14 protein-coding genes are annotated in these 20700 nt (G+C 48.3%); 3 read left to right on the plus strand and 11 right to left on the minus strand.

Annotation, left to right across the window (positions count from 1 at the left end):
* Positions 1-98 precede the first annotated feature (98 nt).
* The 8 genes from B9L19_RS11220 to B9L19_RS11255 all read right to left on the minus strand — a co-directional run bounded on the left by B9L19_RS11220 (position 99) and on the right by B9L19_RS11255 (position 10542).
* Complete coding sequence (locus B9L19_RS11220; RefSeq protein WP_047753254.1) at positions 99-1451, minus strand: aspartate aminotransferase family protein; 1353 nt, start codon at positions 1449-1451, stop codon at positions 99-101.
* Positions 1452-1480: 29 nt separating this feature from the next.
* Entirely contained in the window at positions 1481-2947 is a 1467-nt protein-coding gene (locus tag B9L19_RS11225) for a CoA-acylating methylmalonate-semialdehyde dehydrogenase (RefSeq protein WP_047753255.1), read from the minus strand.
* Positions 2948-3231: 284 nt separating this feature from the next.
* Positions 3232-4860: a PucR family transcriptional regulator gene (locus B9L19_RS11230; protein ID WP_047753256.1), complete on the minus strand. Its 1629-nt coding sequence runs from the start codon at positions 4858-4860 to the stop codon at positions 3232-3234.
* Between the two features lie 307 nt (positions 4861-5167).
* Positions 5168-5398 carry a hypothetical protein gene (locus B9L19_RS11235; RefSeq protein ID WP_011230920.1) on the minus strand — a complete coding sequence of 77 codons (231 nt, stop codon included), beginning with the start codon at positions 5396-5398 and terminating at the stop codon, positions 5168-5170.
* An 85-nt stretch (positions 5399-5483) separates the two neighbouring features.
* A complete protein-coding gene (gene hydA, locus B9L19_RS11240) occupies positions 5484-6899 on the minus strand; it encodes a dihydropyrimidinase (RefSeq protein WP_033012436.1) in 1416 nt (471 codons plus the stop codon).
* 18 nt (positions 6900-6917) lie between these two features.
* The gene (gene preA, locus B9L19_RS11245; RefSeq protein ID WP_013523521.1) at positions 6918-8207 is read right to left on the minus strand and encodes an NAD-dependent dihydropyrimidine dehydrogenase subunit PreA; all 1290 of its coding nucleotides are present in this window, start codon (positions 8205-8207) and stop codon (positions 6918-6920) included.
* Positions 8208-8226: 19 nt separating this feature from the next.
* Positions 8227-9576 carry an NAD(P)-dependent oxidoreductase gene (locus B9L19_RS11250; RefSeq protein ID WP_198527169.1) on the minus strand — a complete coding sequence of 450 codons (1350 nt, stop codon included), beginning with the start codon at positions 9574-9576 and terminating at the stop codon, positions 8227-8229.
* A gap of 75 nt (positions 9577-9651) precedes the next feature.
* Positions 9652-10542: a nitrilase-related carbon-nitrogen hydrolase gene (locus tag B9L19_RS11255; RefSeq protein WP_047753257.1), complete on the minus strand. Its 891-nt coding sequence runs from the start codon at positions 10540-10542 to the stop codon at positions 9652-9654.
* Positions 10543-11020: 478 nt separating this feature from the next.
* Here B9L19_RS11255 and B9L19_RS11260 point away from each other — a divergent pair, with 478 nt between their 5' ends.
* Positions 11021-12529 carry an NCS1 family nucleobase:cation symporter-1 gene (locus tag B9L19_RS11260; protein ID WP_047753258.1) on the plus strand — a complete coding sequence of 503 codons (1509 nt, stop codon included), beginning with the start codon at positions 11021-11023 and terminating at the stop codon, positions 12527-12529.
* Between the two features lie 262 nt (positions 12530-12791).
* Complete coding sequence (locus B9L19_RS11265; protein WP_025951277.1) at positions 12792-13103, plus strand: hypothetical protein; 312 nt, start codon at positions 12792-12794, stop codon at positions 13101-13103.
* A 102-nt stretch (positions 13104-13205) separates the two neighbouring features.
* Here B9L19_RS11265 and B9L19_RS11270 read toward each other — a convergent pair whose 3' ends face one another.
* Together B9L19_RS11270 and B9L19_RS11275 are read right to left on the minus strand one after the other, a co-directional pair.
* The gene (locus tag B9L19_RS11270) at positions 13206-14639 is read right to left on the minus strand and encodes a site-specific DNA-methyltransferase (protein ID WP_047753259.1); all 1434 of its coding nucleotides are present in this window, start codon (positions 14637-14639) and stop codon (positions 13206-13208) included.
* Between the two features lie 334 nt (positions 14640-14973).
* On the minus strand, positions 14974-18735 hold the full coding sequence (locus tag B9L19_RS11275) for a bifunctional RecB family nuclease/DEAD/DEAH box helicase (RefSeq protein ID WP_047753260.1): 3762 nt from the start codon (positions 18733-18735) through the stop codon (positions 14974-14976).
* A gap of 171 nt (positions 18736-18906) precedes the next feature.
* Between B9L19_RS11275 and B9L19_RS11280 the strand changes: the two genes are divergently transcribed.
* Entirely contained in the window at positions 18907-19635 is a 729-nt protein-coding gene (locus tag B9L19_RS11280; protein WP_047753272.1) for a coiled-coil domain-containing protein, read from the plus strand.
* A 35-nt stretch (positions 19636-19670) separates the two neighbouring features.
* Here the strand turns inward: B9L19_RS11280 and B9L19_RS11285 are convergent, their stop codons facing one another.
* Positions 19671-20630 (minus strand): siderophore ABC transporter substrate-binding protein, encoded by a 960-nt coding sequence (locus B9L19_RS11285; RefSeq protein ID WP_025951281.1) that lies wholly within the window; start codon positions 20628-20630, stop codon positions 19671-19673.
* Positions 20631-20700 lie beyond the last annotated feature (70 nt).

The raw sequence follows: 20700 nt of genomic DNA on the forward strand, positions 1-20700 counted from the left end.
CCCTAGCGACAGCGGCCTGCTTCTATGTTTTTCCGAATGTCTGCACGAAGGCAAACAAAACGCCAGCCTGTCGATCCGGCTGACGTTTGTCGTTCTTCTTATTGAATGGCCGCTAGCGCCCCGCTCAAGACGCGGACCACAAACGAAAGTTCATCATCCGTGATGCAAAGCGGCGGCGACAAGGTGAGCACGTTGTTGTACCCGGCGACCGTCGTTCCGTTTTTGCCGATGATGAGGCCGTTTTCTTTGCATCGATGGATCACTTGATTGACAAGCGACACATCGAGCGGCTCTTTCGTCGCTTTGTCAGCGACAAGCTCAATGCCGACAAGCAGCCCTTTGCCCCGCACATCGCCGACATACGGGTGGTTGGCCAAGTTCGTTTTCAGCTCATCAAGCAGCCATTCCCCAGCCTCGCGCGAGCGGTCAAACAGCCGCTCTTCCTCCATAATCTCGATGTTTTTCAGCGCCACCGCGCACGAAGCCGGGTGGCCGCCAAACGTATTGACATGGCGGAAGTAGTCGTATTCATCCGTTCCCTTGAACGCTTCATAAATCTCTTTTCGCACCGCCGTTGCCGCCAGCGGCAAATACGCGCTCGTAATGCCTTTTGCCATCGTGATAATGTCCGGCTTGACGCCGTAGTGTTGAAATCCGAACGCCGCTCCCGTCCGGCCGAAGCCGCAGATGACTTCATCGACAATCAGCAAAGCGCCGTGCTTTTCACACACTTCTTTGACCGCTTTCATATACCCGTCCGGAGGAATGAGCACACCGCCCCCGGTGATGATCGGCTCCATAATGACGGCCGCAATCGTTTCACTCAACTCCCACGTCATGACATCATCAATGGCCTTGACCGCCCGCAACCGGCGCGGATCGTCCGCCGCATCCGGGTCGCGGTACACATCCGGCGGCGGCACGTGGATGAACCCTGGCGCAAGCGGTTCGTATTTGTATTTCCGCTGCGCCTGCCCGGTGGCTGAGAGCGCCCCCATCGAATTCCCATGGTACGCCCGGTAGCGGGAAATCATTTTGTACCGGTGATGCTCTCCGCGTTGCTGATGGTATTGGCGGGCGATTTTAAACGCCGTTTCGTTTGCTTCCGACCCGCTGTTGGAAAAGAAAATCACATACTCATCGCCTAACAGTTCGTTGAGTTTTTCCCCGAGCCCGATGGCCGGCAGGTGGCTTTGCGTGAGCGGGAAATACGCCAGCGTCTTCAGCTGCTCATACGCCGCTTCAGCTAGTTCCTCGCGCCCATAGCCAATGTTGACGCACCAAAGCCCCGCCATGGCATCCAAATACTGGCGGCCAGCTGCATCCGTCACCCAGCAGCCTTTCGCTTCAGCCGCAATCAGCGTTGCTTGAGGGTTATATGGCTTCATCGAATGCCAGATATATCGGTCATCTTTGTCGAGCCACAGTTGGTGGGGTTGTTCAGTTTGCATGATTCTCTGCCCCTTTCACCCAACACAGGTTAAAAATCAAACCGAGAAGTAATCATCTTTTTGCGCGTGTAAAAATTCACGCCATCTTTTCCATTCACATGAAGATCACCGTAAAACGAATCTTTCCAGCCAGAGAACGGGAAAAACGCCATCGTCGCCGGCACGCCGACGTTAATGCCCAACATCCCCGCATCGGCCTCTTCACGGAATTTCCGGACGGCCTTCGCATCCTTTGTATAAATCGTCGCCCCGTTCCCATACCGAGACTTCCGAATATAGCTGAGCGCTTCATCTAAATCATTGGCCCTCAGCAAACTTAATACAGGCGCGAAGATCTCTTCTGTCGCGATTGTCATATCCGGGGTGACATAATCAAAAATCGTGGGACCTAAAAAATTGCCTTCGGGTCTGTCATCCATTTCCTTTCGCCCATCGCGAAGCAATACCGCGCCCTCTTCAATCCCCTTCTGAATGTAGCCTAGCACCTTTTCACGGTGAGACTGCCGAATGACCGGGGTTAATAACACTTCCGGATCCATGCCATTCCCAATAATCAACTCATCCGCTTTTTGTTTCAACCGACGGACGAACGTTTCGTTTTCCCCGACAATCACCACTGCACTGCAAGCCATGCAACGCTGGCCCGCGCTGCCAAACGCTGAGCTGATCACATGTTGTACGGCCGTCTCTACATCCGCATCTGGCATGACAATATGATGATTTTTCGCCCCCGATAACGCCTGCACGCGTTTGCCTTGCGCCGCTGCCCGTTCATACACATACTTGGCCACCGGCTGTGAACCAACAAATGAAATCGCACGAATGTCTTCATGATCAATCAAGGCATTGACCACCTCATGCGCTCCATGAACGACATTTAGCACCCCAGGAGGGGCACCTGCCTCCGTAAACAGTTCTGCTAACTTATTGGCCAAAATGGGCGTCCGTTCCGATGGCTTCAATACAAACGTATTGCCGCACACAATCGCCAACGGGAACATCCAAAGCGGCACCATCATGGGGAAATTGAACGGAGTGATCCCTGCCACAACTCCCAACGGATAACGAAACATTTCCGAGTCAATCTCTTCCGCAATATTCGACAGCGATTCCCCCATCAGCAAAGTCGGAGCGCCGGCTGCAAACTCCACGCATTCAATCCCCCGTTGAATTTCTCCGTACGCTTCTTTATACGCTTTGCCATTTTCCTGTACGACAAGCTCCGCTAATTCCTCATGATGCTGGTTTAACAAATGGTGAAATGAAAACATAATCCGCGCTCGTTTTGGAACAGGGACATCTTTCCACGTCGCAAACGCTTTCTTGGCAGCTTGCACCGCTTGATCGACATCCTCTTTGGTTGAGATCGGAACACGCGCCAACACTTCCCCAGTCGCCGGGTTCGGGACTTCTAGCGTTTCTGTGCCACTCGATGCCACCCACTGTCCTGCGATATAGTTTTTGAGAACCGTTGTTTCCGGTTTGGTGATGGACATCAGATTCTCCTCCTTATCCCTATCTTTGTTCATGATCTAAATATTTTGTATTGTTATACAAAATTATCCTCCAGTTTTTGATTGCCTTCACTAGACAAAGCGTAAAAACGATTAGCCTATTTATTCCACAATGTGACCAAATTTTAAAAATGCGCGTGCCTTGGACTGAGATTTTCCATGTCGGTGGAGAGCAAAAAATTGCTCATGGATGTTTTTACGAAAGAAATCCCCCTAGAAGCATACGGCATCTTCTGCTTTTCGCTTCTCAGGGGGAGACTTCTTACTTACAATCTTCGCAACCGATCATGCTGCACATATTTGTTTTCCATACTTTGCGAGTGTAAATATTCATATGCCTTGATCATAAACTCAATAGCGAGCCGTTTTTCTGGATTCATAAAATCCTCTCCTAAAAGCGACTCTAGTTTTTGGATTCGATGATACAGCGTTTGCCTAACGACAAATAGTCTTTGTGCGGTTTCTTTTTTTGAACCGTTACACGCCAAATATACCTTTAACGTTTCCAACAAGTTTCCATTATATTTTTCATCGTATTGAAGAACAGGCTCTAAGTATTCCATGACGACTTCATGCAAATCATTGTATTTATGGATAAGGGAAATAATTCGATAGATATGCAAATCCTCATAAAAACAGCTATTGGCTCTGCCGCCAAGATGATGTTGAATTTTGATCGTCTCTAAAGCCGTCCGATAACTTTTGTCCATATGAGAAACATTTTCGATAAATTTTCCGACCCCGACAACAAATTGGGGTAATTTCTTCTTTTGAATATAATCCGATTCAAGCAAAGAATTCAGTCCAATTTTCATTCGACTTTTCCATGTTTTCATTTCCCTGTTATTGATCATAATAAATACGATGCTGCTGTGAAAATCGACAGGAAATGTCGAAAAACCTTGTTGTTCAAAAATCGTCCGGCATAGCATTTTAAAATAAATCATGTCTAAATTCGAGCATTGCTTCATTGAAGATTTAAAACGGACAACAAGCACTGTCCCTCCTTTTGGATTTGGCTCTGCCCCATACTCAGCCAAATAACTAAACACATTTTCAATGGGATGCTCTCCCTCTAGCCAGCTTTTCAACCACTCATTTTCTTCTACTCTCTTTTTTTCATCGACATACAAATCACGAAGCAGATGCTGTGCCAGCGCAGTTGCCGTACGATCCAAAATCAGCAGATCAAATTCGCTGATTTCCTTTCCGATTGACACAATGGATAGCTCAGCATATTCATTCCCGAGAAATTGGATCGGTTGGGTGGCCACTCTTTTCTTGGAAGCTGCGTTGTCGTCAACTATCAACTGTTCTTCCTTAAATGTTTTGCTGTATTTAGGAAATATCTCCACCTCTCTGCCGTTTATTTTAAAAACCACTTGATGTCCCGAATAGTGGTGCAATAGTTTTAAAATTTCACTATAATGGTCCATTGAAAGTAATTTTTTGTTTAATTGCTGTGAATATGATTCTAGTCCGGAGATGATTTCATAGTGTTGGTTAATTAAATAAGTGTGGATGTCTTGGGTGATCTCAACGAAAGGCACTTCTTTGAGAAAGAGAATGATCGGAAAGTGATGCGCATTCGCTAAATCGATTACTTCTTGCGGAACAGAAGGAGTATGCATACCGATTTCAATACATAATCCTGAAGCGTCACAGTTGATAAGCTGTTCTACAAACGATCGAAACAGTTCCTTATTTTCTTTCCATCCTACCCCAGTAGATAAAATCAGCTCTTTTCCGTTTAACAGATGATGGATTTTCGCAACTTCGACAACATGAACCCATTTTACAGTGCGGTTGAGCCCATTATGCCCTGCAACCACTTCAACATGTTCAAAATGTTTCCGCTTTAGAATATCAGAAACCGTTAATGTAGGAGTCTTCATACACTTTGTTTCACTCCCCTTACACCAATCATGGCAATGCCATTTTAATATTAGGCAGCGTAAACGGTCGCTCCTGCTTCTATCACAAATTTTTATGTAACGGCTTGGCTTATATATGACCTTTTACGTTTCATTATATAGAAAGCAACATCATCGATTGCGTTTTATGTTATGAGATGTGACATTCATTTAGGCGATTCGCACTCTGTTTCATGAAAATCAAAGCGCCGGCCCTGCCTCTATAATGATTAAGGATATATAGAGGGACTCGTTCCGGCGCTTATCGTGACGTGCATCACTCTTCTCTCTATTCGTGGTGTTTTCTGAGCTGGCGGATTAATAATGACGAAAAATATTTGCGTGCATCAGCGTTTGTAATATGCAGTGTTTGGATATCTCTTGTTTCTGACAAAGAGTCTTCTTTCTCAAATTCAACAAACGATCCGCTTAAATTTTCTTTTACGCTTTTCATATAGTATCCTTGTTCAATTAAGTAATCGATCTTTTCTCGCTCACGTAGAAACTGATGGTAAGTCATCACACACCCCCCCCCCCCGCTTCTCGTCGTGACCCGCATCCTTACCGCCAGGCACAGCTTGTTGGTGTTCAATGATTTATTTACGTTAGGACATTTTCACCACATCTTGGTCGGCCATTAGCGCCCCATATTTCGCGCGTTTAACATATTGGCCGTACCCCGGTTTCCCGACAAATTGTTTATCACGTACCACAAATTCTCCTCTACATAAAACCGACACGGGTTCCCCTGTTACTTTCATCCCTTCAAACGGATTATAATCCACAGCCATATGGTGTGTTTCGGCTGAAATCACCCGTTCAACCGTTGGATCAAAAATGACTAAATCCGCATCCGCACCGACGGCAATGGTTCCTTTCTTCGGGAATAGACCAAACAATTTGGCGATTCTTGTTGATACAATATCAACAAACTGGTTGAGGGTAATTCTCCCTTTTTTCACTCCTTCACTGAAAAGAATACTCACCCGATCCTCAATAATAGGACCACCATTTGGGATTTTGGTAAAATCTCCCCTTCCTAATTCTTTTTGGCCTTTAAAATCAAATGAGCATTGGTCAGATCCGAGCGTTTGCAGCTGGCCGTTTTTCAAGGCATTCCATAGTACTTCTTGATGCCATTTCTCACGAAGCGGCGGTGACCATACATATTTAGCACCTTCAAAATTCGGCTTTTCTAAATAGGACTGATCGAGCACCAGATACTGGGGACAAGTTTCGCCCCATACATTCAACCCCTTATTGCGTGCTTCAGCAATTTTCTCTACCGCTTGAGCACACGATACATGAACGACGTACAATTGCGAACCAGCGAGTTCTGTCAATTGACAGGCGCGCCCCGTTGCTTCTCCTTCTAGCTCTGGAGGTCTCGTTAATGCATGATAAATCGGATCAGTATGCCCGTCCTCCAAGGCTTTTTTCGTTAAATAGTCAATCACGTCTCCATTCTCGGCATGCACCATGACAAGTGCTCCGAGTTCTTTTGCCGCGACTAGCGTCCGATACAAGGTTCCATCATCAGCTTGAAACACATTTTTATACGCCATAAATACTTTAAAGGAGGTAATTCCTTCTTCTTCGATCACTTTTGGAAGCTCTTCAAGCACATCGTCCGTTATTTCACTGATCATCAAATGGAACCCATAATCGATCACCGCTTTCCCCGTCGCTTTGTTATGCCAAGTTTCAATCGCTTTTTTCAGGGGCTCACCTTTATTCGTTAAGCAAAAATCAATAATGGTCGTCGTCCCGCCAAATGCGGCGGCAATCGTCCCCGACTCAAAGTCGTCTTTTGTCACAGTGCCGCCAAACGGCATATCTAAATGGGTGTGCGGATCAATGCCTCCTGGAAACACATAACAACCTGTGGCATCAATCACTTCCGCTCCGCTCTCATCTAAATTTCTTCCGATTACTGCAATTTTCCCATCTTGAATGAGGAGATCGGCTTCATATATATCTGTAGCGGTGACAATTGTTCCATTTTTTATCAATTTTGTCATCATGATACCCTCCTTCATTTATAATGATTTGATATCCACACTGCAACCGCTTAGCCGACCAAGGGCCGCTTGCCGTTCATTCCATGTCATCGGGGGATGTTCGCTTGGCACTTCGACCATCTCAATCGCTCCGTCAACCGGACAGACGATGGAACATAAATTGCATCCTACACAATCTTCTTCGCGCACTTTTAAATATTCTTTTCCGTTTTCGTCTACGAGACGCTCAATGCATTGATGGGAAGCATCTTCACAAGAAATGTAGCACTTATTGCACTGAATACAGCGCTCACGATGAATTCGCGCCACAACCTTATAATTGAGGTCCAAATCTCCCCAATCAGAATACTTTGACACTGATTTCCCTACAATATCCATTACGGAAGCAATTCCTTTTTCATCAAGATAGTGATTCAACCCTTCAATCATATCCTCGATAATCCGAAACCCATGGTGCATAACCGCCGTGCACACTTGAACTCCTGTCGCTCCCATTAACATAAACTCAACGGCATCTCTCCAATTGGAGATCCCGCCAATTCCCGAAATCGGAATACGGATACGCGGGTGTCGCGCGCATTCGGCCACCATATTTAAAGCAATGGGTTTTACTGCTGGACCGCAGTATCCCCCGTGCGCCCCCTTTCCTGCTACATGTGGAATCGTATTCCACGTATCTAAGTCCACCCCCATGAGACTATTGATTGTGTTGATCAAACTGATGGCATCTGCCCCGCCTTGGGCAGCCGCTTCAGCGGTCGCCGTAATATCGGTAATATTAGGAGTTAATTTGACAATGACAGGGGTGCGTGCCACCTCTTTGACCCAATATGTTTGTCGTTCGACCAATTCTGGCACTTGACCTGATGCCGATCCCATCCCACGTTCCGCCATTCCATGCGGACAGCCAAAATTGAGTTCCAACCCATCCACGCCCACATCTTCTACTCGCTTCACAATCTCATGCCATTTTTCGCGCTTGGGCTCGACCATCAAAGAAGCAACGACAGCCCGGTCAGGAAAACGTTTTTTCGTCTCATAAATTTCCTTTAAATTTTCCTCAAGAGGACGATCCGTGATTAATTCAATATTGTTAAAGCCCATGACTCGCTGTCCGTTAAAACTGATTGCCGCAAATCGGGACGATACATTCAAAATAGGTTCCCCTAATGTTTTCCATACCGCTCCTCCCCAACCTGCCTCAAATGCCCTTTGCACTTGATACCCCGAATTGGTGGGAGGGGCGGAAGCGAGCCAAAATGGATTGGGGGACTTGATACCCGCTAAGTTAATGCTTAAATCAGCCATTGCCGTTCCCTCCTCTCATTTAGGCCGTTTCGCTTACTGCCTTTGTCAAATATCGATGAATCCCGTAAGCTGCTTCCTTCCCTTGCTGCGCTGCCACCACCACCATCGCTTCGCCTTTTCCTCTTTCAAAAATCACATCCCCACAAGCAAACACCTTCGGATTCGACGTTTGATAAGTTTCAGGATTCACCTTGACTACGCCATGATCATGCTCTAATCCAAAAGCTTCAATCAATTCGATATGGCGCTCTTGCCCAATGGCTTTAATGACAACATCAACCGGCATAATAAATTCCGATCCCTCAACCGGAAGAGGGCGGCGGCGGCCATCAGCGTCTGGTTCTCCCAATTCCATCCGAACGCATTCAACATGAGTAACCTTGCCCTTACTGTCGCCAATAATCCTTTTGGGTGCTGTTAGCCAGCGAAATTCGACACCATCCTGTTTGGCAAACTTATACTCAAATTCATAAGCTGTCATTTCTTCTTTCGTCCGGCGATATAAAATTTTTACATTTTCCGCTCCTAGACGCACCGAACAGGTAGCTGCATCAATCGCGGTATTTCCCGCACCTATCACAACTACCCTTTTCCCCGCCAGCCGATCAGTCAACGGTTTTGTTTTCGTCTCTTTAATCAACTCAATGGCATCATATACTCCGTCCAAATCTTCTCCCGGGATTCCTAACTTTGGCACTTTCCCCATGCCAACAGCTAAAACAACAGCATCATAATTTTCTAGGAGCTCGTTTACTTCAATATCCTTACCAACCCTTGTATTCGTGCGGATTTGCACGCCTAAGCTTTTGATTTGATTGACTTCCCACAACGAGATATTTTGAGGGAGGCGGAAAGAAACAATGCCATACGTGTTTAGCCCGCCTGCTTGGTTCTCCGCTTCAAAAATGGTCACTTCATATCCAAGACGAGCTAGTTCTCTGGCCGATGATAATCCAGCAGGGCCGCCGCCGACAACCGCCACTGTTTTTCCATTTTTTCGTCCCGCTTGGAATAACACTTCTTTATTTCGGATCGCCCAATCGGTCGCATATCGCTGCAATTTTCCAATCATAATGGGTTTTGTAGAATGATTTAAAACACAAGCCCCTTCACATAATTCCTCTGTCGGACACACTCTTGCACAACTGGCACCAACCGGGTTTGACAACATAATGGTTTTCGCTGACCCTTTTACATTCCCAGAAGCAATTTTTTTGATAAAAGCGGGGATATCAATCCCTGTCGGACAAGCCCGAATACAAGGAGCGTCATAACAGTACAAACATCGATTCGCTTCTTCCATTGCTTCTCGATCTGTCAAGCCAGGCTCTACTTCTTCAAAGTTCTTTTCCAAACGTGATTGCTCCATCTCCATCCCCCTCCACGAGTCATTTTTAAAGAAAGGGAATAGAGTCATTTCCCTCCCCCCCTTTCTCGTTGCTTTCTATGGAAGTAAAGCCGTCATTTCACTATAGGTTTCCGGACGACGATCACGGTAAAATTGCCAAGTATCGCGCACTTCCCGAATCATCTTCTTATTCATGACGCCAATCACCACTTCATCTTGATCACGGCTGCCCATGGCCACAAAGTTCCCTCTAGGATCAACCAAGTAAGACTGCCCATAAAACTCTCCCATGTTCCACGGTGCTTCATATCCAACCCGATTGATGGCAGCCACGTAATAGCCATTGGCAACGGCATGAGCCGGTTGTTCCAGTTTCCATAAATATTCGGAGAGACCTGCTACCGTAGCGGATGGATTGAACACAATTTCAGCGCCTTTTAGTCCCAAAATTCGCGCTCCCTCTGGGAAATGACGGTCATAACAAATATAAACGCCGATCTTAGCAAATGCGGTATCAAATACCGGATAGCCTAAATTTCCAGGCTTAAAATAAAATTTTTCCCAAAATCCACAGCCCTCGTTTCCTACCCCGACATGCGGAATATGCTGTTTGCGATACTTTCCTAAGTAGGTTCCATCGGCATCAATGACAGCTGCCGTATTATAGTAAGTAGCAATTCCTTCCCTTTCATAAATCGGTAGAACGATCACTACCCCCAGCTGTTTTGCTATTTCCTGAAACATTTTGGTCGTCGGACCATTTGGAATTTCTTCCGCCGCCTCATACCATTTTGTGTTTTGCTCGGCGCAGAAATACGGGCCATAGAAAATCTCTTGCAAACAGATGATTTGTGCTCCCCGATCTTTTGCCTCCTTGACAATCTTGACGTGCTTTTCAATCGCCTTTTCCTTATGAACCTCGACCGGCTCGTCCCCATGCACATTATGAGAAGCTTGGATCAAACCAATGGTCACTTGATCAGCCATGCTCCAATCACTCCTTTTTCATTTTATCTGGTTTCACAATTAGGCTGAACTTTAAGAATATTCTACATAGTAAATCACCAGCTTTTCATTATACACTTTGTTAAATAATAGAAAACATTGATTGTTCACTATGTAAATTCCAGCGAAATAAATATACAGCTAGACGAAGTTGCTCCCTAGAAGGGTGGTGATTTAGTGAAAAAACCACGAAAAACATCGTTTTCTCAAGTTGAGAAACCTTTTAAAACCAGGCCTTCTCTCGCGCCCCAAAACACTGATTAAGCGAAAGTCACCGTTTTTCACCGGCCTTCTAGGATTGAGAACATCAAAATGTGAGGAATAGTTACACATTTTACATAATGAATAGATTTCTCTTTTTCTTATTTGACAAATCGTATAATGAAAAATTTACATAGTATAGATAGAATTTTCTTAAATTTCTATTTTATACACTGGATTTTAAAAAAGGGGGATATGAATGAAAACACAAATTGAACACAATGGGATTGTGGTCTTGACGGAGGAAGCCGCACAAGAAGTCAGTGGAAGTCCTTTATGGAATGATGACTTGCGTCCGACAACAAGGCAAGAACATTCATGGAAAGGAATCAATTTTGCTACATTGTGGATTGGAATGTGTTTATGCATTCCTTCATACACCATGGCCAGCGGCATGATTGCTTTAGGAATGAACTGGTGGCAAGCTGTTGGTACCATTTTTCTGGGAAACGTGATCGTCCTTATTCCGATTTTATTAAACTCTCATGCAGGAACAAAATTCGGGATTCCTTATCCTGTGTTTGCCCGGCTTTGGTTTGGAGATAAAGGCGCCCATATTCCCACTTTAGCCCGGGCCCTTGTAGCAGCCGGATGGTTTGGAATCAATACGTGGATCGGAACAGAAGCCATTGACACATTACTCATGGCATCATTCTCTTCGTGGGGGAATTTACCGGGACATACAGCCATTGTATTTGCATTATTTTGGATCTTAAATATCAGCGTTGCTTATAGAGGTCCAGAAGGCATCAAAAAGCTAAGCGCAGTGGCTGCACCTGTTGTCGGGATTTCTTCCATCATTTTGCTCATTTGGGCATTTACGAACGCCGGAGGATGGGGACCGATTTTAGAGACTCCTTCTAAGTTCGAAACAACCGGTGAATTTTTGAAAGTCTTTTTCCCTTCTTTAACTGGCGTCATCGGCTTTTGGGCCACATTGGCATTAAACATCCCTGATTTTTGCCGATACGCACAGAGTCAGAAATCACAAATGGTCGCCCAAAGTTTATCCTTGCCTATTACAATGACTGTTTTTTCATTTATCGGAATCGCCGTAACTTCAGCAACCATTGTGATTTTTGGTCAAGCCATTTGGGATCCCGTGCAGCTGTTAGCTAAATTTCCCACATTTGTCATTCTATTAGGGACTATTATTATTGTCATCTCTTCTGTAACTATTAATGTGGGCGCCAACGTGGTTGCCCCTGCCCGAGCGATCGAAAATTTATATCCGAAGCGAATTACATTTGGAATTGGCGCGATTATCACAGGACTATTCGCTATTTTATTGCAGCCATGGTATATTATGTCCAATTTTGGAAATTATATATTCGGCTGGCTTGGCACATACGCCGCTTTGCTTGGACCCATTGACGGCATTGCTATTGCGGACTATTGGCTCGTTCGCCGAAGACAGTTGCACTTAAAAGAACTGTATAAACCGAATGGCCGTTACAATTATGCAAATGGGTTTAACAAAAACGGAGTGTACGCACTGATTGTGGGAGTCGTTATTCCTGTACTTGGTTTATTCATACCACCACTTCGTTTTCTTTGGGACAACGCGTGGACATTTGGATTGTTCATTGCAATTGGTGTCTACACCTACTTAATGAAAAACGACCAAAGCGTATTAAAGGAAGGCGAGTATGAACAAATCACCCTTTTCGATTCAAAACATAACAGTCCGACAGAAATCGCAAAATAATGAATCATTTACACCTGAACAGCCTATCGATGACGAAGGCAAAGCAGTGTCACTGGTTAAACGTTGACATCACCCTCCCACGAGGGCGCTTTCTTTTTGCAGGAAGCTGCTATTTTCCCTTATCAATCCTGCACCCAACCTTATCTACGCTTGGCATGCAAACATGACAACTTTTCGAACTTTCCACGGCATATATTATATCGACAACGACTACGTTGTATACTGACATTGAGAATAATTTCACAAACCAGGAGGCCTAAACATGATCGTCCACGAACTGACGGACATCGAACATCTATTCACTGAACAATTGCAAGAAGGCTACTATGTCATCCGCGAAACGTACCAAAACGTACTCGTTGAGCCAGAAGACGGCGACATCGTCCGGCAAGTGGACGCTGGAACGGAAGAGGTGGTCACCATCATATTTGATCCCGGTGACGAATACTCCCTCATTTGCCTTGACACCTACACGTTCGCCGACGGCATTCCGTCCTTGGCGGAGCTTAAAGAAACGATTGCTGCGGAGTACGACGTCTTTGTCAACGACCGTTGGGCTGCGGCGTCATTGTAAAAAGCGCCTGAAACGACGGACATCAGGGACTCGGAACATAGACGCAACGCCTGTTTTACCAAAGCGCTTTTCATCAGCCGAATCGAAAAGCAGCCCGTCCGCCTAGCGAGCGGGCTGCTTCGATTTCTTCTCGAGCCGAAACACGCGGAAGCCAATATCAAGCTCCGTCTTCCCCGTTTCACGGACGATTTTCTCTCCCGCGCGGTGAATGCGCTCGCGGCCGATGTCGCAAATCGTTCGAAACCCCGCCCGATACGCCGCTGACGTTTCTGCAAGCGGCTCGGGAAGCTGCACCATGAGAAACGACCGCCGACCGCCGTCTTCAGCGTTTTGCTGCATGACGGCATGGGCTGTTGTCGCCGAACCGGAAAAAAAGTCGAGGATGAGGTCGTCATCCCTCGTGGTCAGCGCCACCATGCGCTGAATGAGCTTCACCGGCTTCGGGTAATCCATCACCGCCAGCCCGCCGAACAGCTCCTTTAACTCTTTTTTCGCCTCCTGCGAATGGGACACCTCATCATGCGTCCAAATCGTAAGCGGCGTCACCGTCGGCTTCACTTCGCTTAAAAACCGCTTCAGGCGCGGCACCCCGTTGCCGTCTTTGCCAAACCAAATGCGGTTGTCCGCCGCCAGCTCGGCGAAGCGCTCCTTTGTCACCCGCCAACAATACCCATGGGGCGGCGAAACAATCCGGCCGCCTGGCGTCACGATGTCATAAATTTTTTCCGGAATCGGCGGACCGACCGACAAATCGCCCGACGTCCACGGCCCGCGCGGGTCGTTGTCCGGATTGGCATACCGCCCGTCCGCTTCCGGATGGCGCGGCAAGCCGTACCAAGCGAGGCGGTCAATGTTTTTCGCATAACATAAAATGAAATCATGGTTGCGCGAAGCGAACTTGTTCATGTTCACAGGCGAAAACGCCCGCTGCCAAATGAACGTGGCGACAAAATTCCGCTCGCCAAACAGTTCATCGCACATCTTTTTCAAATTCGCCTGTTCTGTATCATCAATGGAAATAAACATCGCCCCTGTCTCCGCCAACAGCTCCCGCGCTACCAAAAGGCGCGGGTACATCATGTTGAGCCAGCCGGCATGAGCGCGCGCTTCCTCTATATCCTTCCTACGAGCTGGCGCGCTCTTCTTTTGGCGCCAATGGTCTTTATACGTCAGCACTTTCCCGGTGTTGTACGGCGGGTCGATGTAAATCATTTGAACGGCCCCTGCATGCGACGTCCGCAGCAGCTTTAATACTTCTAAATTGTCCCCTTCAATATACCAATTGTTTGTTGTCTCCCACTGCTTGCTCGCTGTCCGGTCGGGCCGCAGCCCCCCGGACGCAGGTGTTTCGGCGAGCCGCCTGGCCTCTGCCTTCCCCGGCCACATGAACGCATACGTTTCCTCTCCTCTATCACCAAGCTCTTCCCGCAGCAGCTTCCAATCTAGGCCCCCCTCTACCACCGCTTTAGGAAAAAGCTTTTTGATCGCCTCCAATCTGGCATCCGACACCGGTCTTCTCCCGCCGGCATTTGCCATGGCACGCCCCCTCTCTTCCCGCGCATTCTCAGCGCAGTGTTTCTTATCGACGAATCTTATTTCCATTATTTCGCCATGGCTCGGCGGTTTCCTTCCTTCATTTTCTTATCAACGATTCACCGTTCGTACATCAATCCCCATTCCGTCCCCCATGCCCTCCCTCCTCCGGCACAGAAAACAAAACGAGCCAACAAACGGAGAAGGCGGCATGGCGGATAGGGACTGCTTATGCGGTTTTTGAGCAAGAAAATAGGGGATTCTCGGATGCATCAAAGAATTTCTCAAGTTGAACAGCGCCTTGATTCATCCTTTTTTCCTGTCAAACTCAGCAGCTTCATAGAGTGTCCATCTTTTCCATCTTCGGACGACTGACTCGGTACATTTGCAGCGCAACACCGTCGACCATAAACGTTTGCGCTTCCCCATGACGTAAAGCGTACTGCTCAAGCCCAACCATAAAGTTGACTCCTTCACGGTATTCCTCGTTGCCGATCACCTGAAGCGGCGGCGACATGAGTTGGCGCGAGAGGAAGAGGATCGCCTTTTTCCGCGCCCGCGTGAGCGAAACGTTGAGGCGGTTCAAACTATAGATGAACTCCCCTTCCATCACAGCCAGTTCCGGATCGGCGACGCCGTAGCTGATGATCGCCGCATCCACTTCTTGCCCTTGCATTTTATCAACCGTATCGACGAAAAACGGCGGACGCAGTCCTTGGTGTTCAAGCTCACGGCGAATGGCGCGGATTTGCGCCCGATGAGGCGAAATGATAAACAGCCCGCGGCGCCAAAACGCTTGGTCGCCTTCTGATGAGTCATCGTACCGTTTCCCCTCGCTGTCGAGAAGCCGTTCCCGCAACACCTTCGCGATGCTCGCCACCCAGCGCGCCTCCGCCTCGTTTTCTTGCGCACCGTATACACCGTCATACGTGCAGACGACAAGCGGATAGTCAGGGTCGATCGCCGCTTCGATCCACCCATCGGCCCGGGGCGCAGGGGCGAGCGTCAACGTTTGTTCGGCAATCTGGCGGGTGAACGCGGTATACTGGGAGCTGTAAATCCGCTCGGCCGGGTAGCGGCAAAGCGCCTCGTTCATGCGGAAATTGTCCGTCAGTTGGCGGGTATACCGCTTCTCCACATCCGCGTCAAACAGCAGGCGGAAAATCGAGTCGAACAGGTGCGGCTCCCCTTCCGCGGCCGCATACGTTCCTTGAATGATTGGCGGCAGCTGGAAATGGTCGCCGACGATAAGCAGCCTGCCTGCTTTTTTGACATGGCGCAACGCCAACAGTGAATCGGCCACGCGGATTTGCGACGCCTCATCCAGAATGACGACGTCAAACTCTTCTAAACAGCCTTTTTCATACGCCCTTTGAATGCCGTACAGCGTGGCGCCAAGCACCCGATGCCCGCCGTTGCCCAGCCATCGGGGAAGGTCACGGTCCGCCACCTCGGCGATTCCTTTGGCGTTTTCCGTCTGAATCTCACCAAGTTTCGCGATATGGACGCTGCGCCGCGGCGCAAGCTCCTGAATTTTGCGCAGAACGTTTTCGATCGCCGCATGGGTGAAACCCGAAACAAGAATGGCAAGCCTGCGCCCATGCTTTTCGTAAATCGTCATAAGCAGCCGAAGAGCGACGGCAATAAAATGCGTTTTCCCGGTGCCAGGCGGCCCCCAGACGAGCGTCAACGTATGGCGGAGAAAGTGGAGAAACGCCTGACGCTGGCTTTTCGTCAGCCCGCTTTGGCGGAGAAGCGCCTTGACTTCCTCTGCATCCCAGTTGGGACGAAACGTTTTCCGATAGCGAATCGGATCGCGAATCAAGTCCAAGATGCGATGATTGTCCTGATCCAACTGTTGCAACGCCTGCAAGACGCGCGGGGTGGTAAAATCCGCATGCCGAAGCGACAGCCAATACTCCTCTCCTTCCACAAGCGGGAACCGATCGAGCCATTTGGGCAACTCAAGCTCGAGTTCAGCTGCCTTGCCATCATCTTCGATGGCGCGAATGCGGGTAAAGTACAAATTAACCCGTTGGGGCGTCTTCCATTCACTGGCGTACTTATGATCAGGAAACGTCTGTTGCGCCTTTTCCCCTTCCTCATTGCACTCCGTCAAAAGCCAGCTCGCCTTCTGGTCGATCGTTTCAAGCGCCTGGCGGTTGTTCAATCGGAACCGATCGCCGCCAAGGTACGTGACATGAAGCGTCACTCCGTTCTCAAGCCGCTCCGAAAGCGGAAGCAGGCGCTTTTGGCGAATATCCAAGCAGTTTAATAGCGCCTCGTAGCGCGCCATAAACGCCAGCTTGGACACAAGCGGATCATGGTAATCAGCCGAATGAGGAAACGCAAATTTTTCCGGCCAGACAATAAGCGGCGAAGGATGGACGCTCTCGGCCCACGCACGGATGCCTTGAATGATGCTGTGAGCGGCCCAAAGGCGGCGGCTCAGCTCCTTCTCGACCGCTTGTCGTGTTTCCATGTCCCCTGTTTGCCAGGCATCATGCAGCACATCCAGTTTCATGGCGTTGGTCAAGCGGAACGAAAAGCGCTCGCTCGCCGAGTACAGAAACGGCGAATCATGGTAGGCCGCAATGTATCGCGACAAGTCTTCAAGACGGTACGCAACATGCGTCGGCAAGGCGAACAGCTGGCTCACGGCCGTTGTCAGCACAACGACAGGAAGCGGAACGATTTCATCTGGATGATCACTGGCGCTTGATAGCACGCTGCTATGGAAATACGACAGCAGCCGAACCGCTTTTTCATTATATTCTGGATCGAACAAAAGCGCTTGAAGCAACTGCTGCACATTGTCCCATTCATAGTTGTCGGCGACATACGCCTGCACCGATTTTTGCGCCCGCCATTCTCGCGCCCGGTTGTAATCGTGCACCGTCTGAAGCAGGCGGTCCAGCGTATCGGCAAACGTTCGGCCGACCGCGTCGCATTCTTCCAGAGAACCAGCAATAACATGATGCATTTCCGATCCCGTTCCAAACACATCTGTTCCACCAACACGGTATAGCGACGCTGCCGCGATTTTGTCCGTCAACGGATCGCGTTGCGCGGCGAGAATCAGACGGATGTCTTCCCATATCGGCATATGCGTCACCGCCCGGTCATACGGAACGACCTTTTCCTCCGCAATCGCCTCAAGCTGCGCTTCAAGCCGCCTAAGTTGACGCGCCAATCCAGCGTTTTGTTTTAGGACGTGTCTCGTTTCTTGACGCTCAAGAAGTTGGCGAAACTCTCCGATCGTCTCAGGCAGCTGCCGCTCGCGAATAAAGCGGGACGCATGGCTTGATAAATACGGAATGAGGGAAATATGCGACTGTTCCCGCGCTTTGTCTAAACAATAATCGTAAAATGGGCACCATTCACAGCGGTAATCCAAGTGCCAAAACAGCTCATCAAGTTGCTTTTCGGCCAGCGCCGTCAATTCGCCAGCCAAAAACTGCTCAAGAAACGGAAGCAGCTGTCCGATATCCGCCGGCTGCGGCTGCTCGGTTTTATACGTCCATACCCCCGCTTCGCGCAAATCGACGCTGCCCTTAACGCCGTGCTCCTCTAACACCGAGGATAACATCAACGCGTACAGCGCCGTTTGCACGCGGTGGGAAAGCTTTAACACGTCCGATGATTTGATGTCAATGATACGGAACACAAAGCCGTTTTGTCCAGGAATGCACTCAATCAAATCCGGACGGCACGCCGCAAATCGGATCGCCTCTGGATCCAACCCGTACCGTTCGTAAAAGCGCGGCGGCGCGATCAATGTCGGCTGGTACAAATAGCGCTTGCTCGGCTGCTTCAGCTCGCGGATCGTCTCCTCTCCATCCAAATAGCAGTGGGAAATCAGCGCGCCAGGCTCTCGCTTCCCCAGCTTCACCTGGCCGGCCAAATAGGTCGTAATCACTTCCTCTTCCCACTCAACCCCTCGGCGCAGCACTCCCTGATGCACCGCGGGCCGCTCAAACAGCTCTTCCGGCACATCGAGCTCGCTGCGTCGTTCTTTCGCCAACGACTGAAAGTAAAAATTTCGCTCGCACTCATGATAAAAATAGCTTGCGATTTTGGCAGGAGAAACGTAAAGCATACATCGATCCCTTTCTAAAAACATACTAGCCGACATCCGCACTGGGACTTGTCAGTTTGTTTATTCATTGTATCATATGTTTGTACGCTTTCCTATATACGCCATTCGTGCTTGTCCGACAAGAACATATGTGCTATAATGAAGGAAATTAGAATGAAAGAGGGGCCAAAAATGAGCGAAGAGATCCTCTTACAGTTGTTCAACCGGCTTGGTCATATCGAGAACACGCTGCACCTCCTCGTCGAAAGCCAAAAACGGCTGGAAGCAGAACAACAAGAAATGCGAAAAGAACAGCAGGAGATCCGAAGAGAACAACAAGAAATACGAAAAGAACAGCAGGAAATCCGCAGAGAACAACAAGAAATACGGAAAGAACAGCAGGAAATCCGCAGAGAACAACAAGAAATGCGGAAAGAACAGCAGGAAATCCGCAGAGAACAACAAGAAATGCGGAAAGAGCAACAGGAGATCCGTAGAGAACAGCAAGAAATGCGGAAAGAGCAACAGGAGATCCGTAGAGAACAGCAGGAAATGCGCAAAGAGCAAGAAGAATTCCGGCGGATCCAGCAAGCTCTCCTTGAAGGCCAAAAGCGGTTGGAAGAAGAACAAGCCCATATCAAAGCTGGCCAAAAAGAACTGTATGATCTGATGTCTGCCCTGCTTCACCGTCAAGATGAAACCGATGCCGCACTCGACGCCCTCGCGATGGACGTGCACAAACTTCACGGCGAAGTCTCTTCCATCCACCAAAGACTCGACGCCTTAGAGAAAAAAGTCGATTCCCATGCCCAATCATTCAATGAACAGCTGAACAACATCAAACTTGACATCACCTTCCTCTCGAACAAAGTCATCGAACACGAACGGGAAATCTACAAAATTAAGAATGTTATTTTATGATGTAAGAAGGCGGGCGTCCAAGCCCGCCTCTCCTTTTATTTCAATCCTTCTTCCACCTGTTTGATCATTTCCGACACCGACGTCAATCCGCCGCCTGAGAGATACCAATAATTTGGATCCAAGTAGACAATGTGGCCGTTTTGATATGCTTTCGTCTTTTTCACAAGCGCATTTTCAATCGTTTGCTTCGCTGTCGGCTTTCCTTCTACGACGGCGTCGCGGTCAATGACAAACAAGTAATCCGGGTTTTTCTCGGCAATGTACTCAAATGATACGCTTTGTCCATGAGGATTCGTCACTTTCAAATTCGGGTCTGCGGCTGGCACGCCGAGCACATCATGGATGAGCCCAAAGCGCGAACCTTTGCCATACGCACTCACTTTCCCGCCGGTCGTCAAAATGATCAGCGCTTTTTTGTCTGCAGCCTTTGCCTTCACTTCTTCGATTTGTTTTTCAATATTGGCCAGTTCCTCATCTACTTCTTTTTCTTTGCCAAACATTTGCCCGATCAACTTCATATTATTTGTAAACGAATCCCAATAATGTTGCGTGTCAATCCCCATATAAACGGTTGGACCAATCTCTTTCAACTTGTCATACAAATTTGCTTGACGACCGGAAATAAAAATGACATCCGGCTTGATTTCGCTCAGTTTCTCAAAATCCGGTTCCATCAAACTGCCAACGTTTTGGTAGTCGCTGCTTTTATATTTCTCCAAGTATTTCGGCACGTTCATCTGCGGCAAAGCTGTCACCTTCACGCCTAGTTTATCAAGGGTGTCCAGCACTCCAAAATCAAAGACAACCACTTTCTCTGGATTTTTCTTGACTTTCGCCTCTCCAAGCTGGTGCTTGATCGTCATTTCCTCGGCCTGTTCCGTTTTCTTCTCTTCATTCTTCCCACTTGCTCCGTTGCTTGCATTCTCCTTATTGCCGCAAGCAGCCAGTACGACGAGAAGCAAAGCAACCACTACCATCAGCCAACGCTGTTTCATTGGCTATACCCCCCTTTGGAAATTTAAATTATATGTTGACGGCTTTCGTATTTACTCGACAAGGGGCGCC

Source organism: Geobacillus thermocatenulatus, assembly GCF_002217655.1.
Classification (GTDB): Bacteria; Bacillota; Bacilli; order Bacillales; family Anoxybacillaceae; genus Geobacillus; species Geobacillus thermocatenulatus.